General features: G+C 70.8%; 3 protein-coding genes and 2 pseudogenes. 4 read left to right on the forward strand and 1 reads right to left on the reverse strand.

The annotated features are described in order from the left end of the window. The 4 genes and pseudogenes from BT364_RS43650 to BT364_RS35850 all read left to right on the forward strand — a co-directional run. On the forward strand, positions 1-1449 hold a 1449-nt coding region (locus BT364_RS43650; protein WP_256260369.1), incomplete at its 5' end, for a peptidoglycan-binding protein. Beyond that, positions 1446-1595, forward strand: coding sequence for a hypothetical protein (locus tag BT364_RS43655; RefSeq protein WP_256260370.1), 150 nt, complete (start codon positions 1446-1448; stop codon positions 1593-1595). The genes BT364_RS43650 and BT364_RS43655, both read left to right, overlap by 4 nt. Positions 1596-1743: 148 nt before the next feature. Beyond that, on the forward strand, positions 1744-3369 hold the full coding sequence (locus BT364_RS35840; RefSeq protein WP_256260371.1) for a peptidoglycan-binding domain-containing protein: 1626 nt from the start codon (positions 1744-1746) through the stop codon (positions 3367-3369). Continuing rightward, a pseudogene (locus BT364_RS35850) lies at positions 3370-3981 on the forward strand (Vgb family protein); the annotation flags it as partial. A gap of 333 nt (positions 3982-4314) precedes the next feature. Here the strand turns inward: BT364_RS35850 and BT364_RS42405 are convergent. Next, positions 4315-4620 (reverse strand): annotated as a pseudogene (locus tag BT364_RS42405) (NF041680 family putative transposase); the annotation flags it as partial.

Genomic DNA, 4620 nt, shown 5'->3' on the forward strand with positions numbered 1-4620 from the left:
TCCGTCAGGGCCGGGTACTCGTTCGTGTTCCAGAAGGCGACCCAGGGCACCGGCTACCGCGACCCGCAGTTCGCCGGTGACTTCGCGGGGGCGTCGCGGGCCGGGCTGATGGCCGCGCCGTACCACTTCTACGACTCCGGTTCCGGTGCCGCTCAGGCCGACCACTTCATCCGTACGGCCAGGGCCGCCGGCTATGACGGCAAGCGGCCGGGGCAGCTGCCGCCGGTGGTCGACCTGGAGAAGATCCGCGGCCGGTGCCCGGCCGGGGTGAACAACACCCAGGTCGCCGCGTTCCTCGCCAAGACCCACCAGGCGTCCGGGGTGAACCCCATCGCCTACACCTCGAAGGACTTCGCCGACACCTGCCTGCGCGGTAACGTCAGTGCCCTGGCCAACAGTCCGCTGTGGCAGCCCCGGTACGAGAGCGGAACGCGTGAGCCCGCTCCGGTCGGCGGCAGGTACTGGTCGATCTGGCAGTACACCGAGAACGGATCGGTACCCGGCCTGCGGGGCAAGGCCGACATCAACGTCTACAAGGGCACGCTGACCCAGCTCCGCGCGCTCGCCCACCTGGCTCCTGGCCAGACCCCCACCGGCCCCGGCACCGGGGCTGGTGCTGGCACCGGGGCCGGGGCCGGGACTGGTGCCGGGGCCGGGGCCGGGACTGGTGCCGGGGCCGGGGCCGGGACTGGTGCCGGGGCCGGGGCCGGGACTGGTGCCGGGGCCGGGGCCGGGACTAGTGCGTCTGCTCCGTCCACGGCCGTGTGGCCGCTGCTCAAGAACGGGACGCGCGGCGTGAACGTCACCACCGCCCAGCACCTGCTGGCCGCGGCCGGCCAGTCCGTCACCGCCGACGGAATCTACGGCCCGAACACCCGGAACGCGGCCATGGCGTTCCAGCGGTCCCACGGCCTGACCCCGGACGGCATCATCGGCCCGAACACCTGGAACAAGCTGACCCAGACCGTGCGCACCGGTTCCAGCGGGCCGGCGGTCAAGGCAGCCCAGGCGCAGCTCGCCGGGTATGGCAACCGCATCGCGGTCGACGGTGCCTTCGGCCCGGCCACCCGGAACGCCGCGGCCGCGTTCCAGCGGTCCCACGGCCTGACCGCCGACGGCATCATCGGCCTGAAGACGTGGAACAAGCTGGTCAACGGGACCAAGACGACGCAGCCCTCCCCGACCCAGCCCGCTCCGGCGAACGGCAGGCTGACCCAGCGCCAGGCCCTCACGCAGCTCGCCGCGGCCGGCATCAAGGCCCCGGTCGGGCGGACCTCCCTGGCAGGTGTCCGTGCCCGCACGATCCAGGGCGTCATCGCTCTGAAGAAGGCCAGCGGCGGCTGCACCATCGTCATCACCGGCGGCACCGAGTCCGGCCACAGCACAACCACTCCCACGCAGGCGGCTACAAGCTCGACCTGCGCACCCGTGACGAGGGCCGCTGCGTGACCAACTGGATCAAGACCACCCAGCGCAAGGGCGCCCCGCGGGGCAACAACGCCCGCTGGCACGGCACCCTCAACGGGATCTCCGCCGAGTACGTCTACGAGGTCCCCCGCAGCGGCGGCGTCCACTGGGACATCACCTTCATCTGACCCCCGCCCCCGCCCCCGGGCCACCAGCGGCCCGGGGGCAGCCGCCACCGCACCATCCCCCTCTCCTCTTCCCGGCCGACCAGGCCGCGCCACGCCCCTGCGCGGCCCGGCCGGCCGGACCCACACGACACAAAAAAGGAACACCGCCATGAACCGCACTCCCCGCACGCTCTGGGCCACCCTCACCACCGCCGCCCTCGCCGTCGCGGCCTTCGCCACGCTCGGTACGCAGGCCCCCGACACCGCCACCGCCAACAGCAGCGGCGACCCGGCAGCCTCAGCCGCCCGCTCCGCCGCCCCCGCTTCCCAGGACCGGCAATGGCCCACCCTGCGCACCGGCAGCCAGGGCAGCGCGGTCACCGCGCTCCAGCAGCTGCTCACCGCCCACGGACACTCACTGACCACCGACGGATCCTTCGGGAGCCTTACCGCGGCCGCCGTCCAGGCATTCCAGACCGAGCAGCACCTCCAGGCCGACGGCGTCGTCGGCCCGGATACCTGGAACGCCCTGGTCACCACCCTGCGCACCGGCAGCCAGGGGGACGCGGTCACCGCCCTTCAGCAGCTCCTGACCGCCCGCGGGCATTCCCTGACGGCCGACGGCGCGTTCGGGGGCCGTACGGCGGCCGCCGTCCATGCCTTCCAGAAGAACCAGGGCCTCCAGGCCGACGGCGTCGCCGGTCCGGCCACCTGGAAGGCTCTGGTCACCGCGCCCACCGGCGCCCGGCCCGACACCGGCCAAACCGCCCAGCCCGGCCCCGCCGGGTACTCGTTGAAGTTCACCAAGAACCAGAAGCACCCGATGTACTCGACCCTTGCCCTCGTCCATAACGGCAAGGCGGTCAAGAGCTACCGCGCCAACTCCGGCATGGGCAGCAAGGACACCTGCCTCTCCAACGAGGGCTGGCTGCCCAACGGGACCTACAAGGTCAAGGGGCACGGGCTACGCCATCCAGCTCGAAAACAAGACCTGCACGCCCGCGCCCGGCCAGAAGCCCGTCGAGCGCACCGACATGTTCATCCACAGCGAGATGCTCGCCGACGGCACGCAGGCCGTCGACGTTCCCCTCAAGGAAGACGACTTCTGGCGCTGGGACGCCGACTTCGACTACAAGTCCAACGGCTGCATCAAGCTCAAGCCCACCGACCTCAAGGACCTGTTCTCCCGCCTCGACCAAGCCGGCTGGCCGAAGAACCTGACCCTCCAAGTCGGCTGACACCACCGAACCACCAACGCCCGGTGGGCGACACCCCGTGTGGGGTGCCGCCCACCGGGCGTTTCGCGGGTACGGCACCACTCTGTGGCCGCACCGGCGCCGAGGAGGCGTCAGGCGGGATGGCGGGGCTGTTCCTCGGCGGCGCGGCCACCGGTTCCGAGGGTCCGCCGCGGAGACGGTGGCACCGCCGGACTGGAACCGAGCACGCCTCGGGCACGCAGTTCATCGAGGTCGGACAGACGCTCTCCGGGAAGAGCGTCGAGCAGGTCGGCCTGGGCGGCGCGGATGCTGGGCGCGGGAGCCTGGGGGCCTGCGCCAAGGGCACGGCGGACGGTCACGCCGGTCATCGTACGGGCAGCGCATCACCGACCGCCCCGGCCGCCGGACTCCCGTGCAACGGGCCGCGGCGGGGTGTCAGCGCGGCGGCCGGGATCGTGGTCCAGGAGCAGCGTGCGTGCTGGCCCTGGCCTGCGGTGGTCGGGGCAGTGGTCGGCCTACGTCGGCCCGTGGTCGGGTCTGTGGTCGGGGCTGTGGTCGGGGCGAGCCCGGCCGCCTAATCCTTCCCCGTACCGACGCCCGACAGCGGACCCTTCGGTATCACTGCCGGGCCAGACGATGCGCTGTGGTTCACAGAGATGAACACCGACCGTATCGGCCGCATCACCAGCAAGGGAGAGATCACCGAGTTCGTCCTTCCCGATGCGGGCACCTTTCCATCAGCCATCACCGCAGGCCCTGACGGGGCCCTGTGGTTCACCCTCAACCAGGCGAACGCAATCGGCCGCATCACTGTCCACGGAGACATCGTCATTCACCCACTCCCCACCCCCAGCGCCGCACCTGTGGGCATCACCAGTGACGGCGCCGCCCTGTGGTTCGTCGAGATCGCAGCGGGCCAGATCGGCAAGATCTCAGTGGATGGCGGGATCACGGAGTTTCCGCTCCCCGACCGCACGGCCAAACCCCACGCCATTGCCGCGGCCTCCACCGGGGACTGCTGGTTCACCGAATGGGGAGCCAACCGCATTGGCCACATCACCGATAGCGGCGAGATCGCCGAGTACAGCCTGCCGTCACCGTCATCCGAGCCGCACGGCATCAGCCTGGGTCCCGACGGCGCTCTCTGGGTGGCCCTTGAGACGGGAAAGGTCGCGCGGGTGGAACCGTAGCCCCGGGATGACGACTGTGTCTGGTGACTTCGAGTTGACCATGGACGAGCTGCGAGTTGTGGCGCGCTACGTGGCAGAGAGCGCTCAGGAAGTCCTTCCCGTGTTCGAGGAAGCCGTTCCCGCTGATCCTCGTCCGCGCGCACTGCCGAGCTGAGCGCAGGCGACGACCCCGCAGTCGGAAGCATGCTGATCGAACAAGCTCGGCAACGTGCCACGCCGGTATTGATCGCTGTTCTTTCCCGGTACCCTCTCGCGCCAACCGCTGAGAACCGCGTTGCGCAACTCATGAGTACCTTGGACGCTTCCCTACGCGCCACCGGCTGAGCTTGGCGTTTAACCTTGCTGCGCTTTGTGTTCCTTGATCGACGCGGCGCGTTTGACCGTCTTGCCGACGTCGTGGCGCTTGGCTCGGTGCTTGTTCTTCGAGCCGGGTGGCCTGCCGGGCCCTGGCCGGGACGGTTTTGGTGCGGCTGCCGGGCGGACTGTGGCCGCGTGGACGTTGCGAAACCCGCGACGGACCCGGGCGGGGGTGAGGCGGCGGGGTTCGGCGGGCCGTTCCCAGGGGCGGCGGAGGTCCTCGGCGAGGGGACGTGCGAGGCGGAGTTGGGTGTGGGCCGCGACGATCAGCCAGGTCCACAG

It is taken from the genome of Streptomyces atratus (assembly GCF_900119365.1).
GTDB classification, from domain to species: Bacteria; Actinomycetota; Actinomycetes; order Streptomycetales; family Streptomycetaceae; genus Streptomyces; species Streptomyces atratus_B.

Coding starts and splice junctions, on each gene's coding strand:
- BT364_RS35840 (WP_256260371.1), top strand. CDS start 1,744: ATGAACCGCACTCCCCGCACGCTCTGGGCCACCCTCACCACCGCCGCC.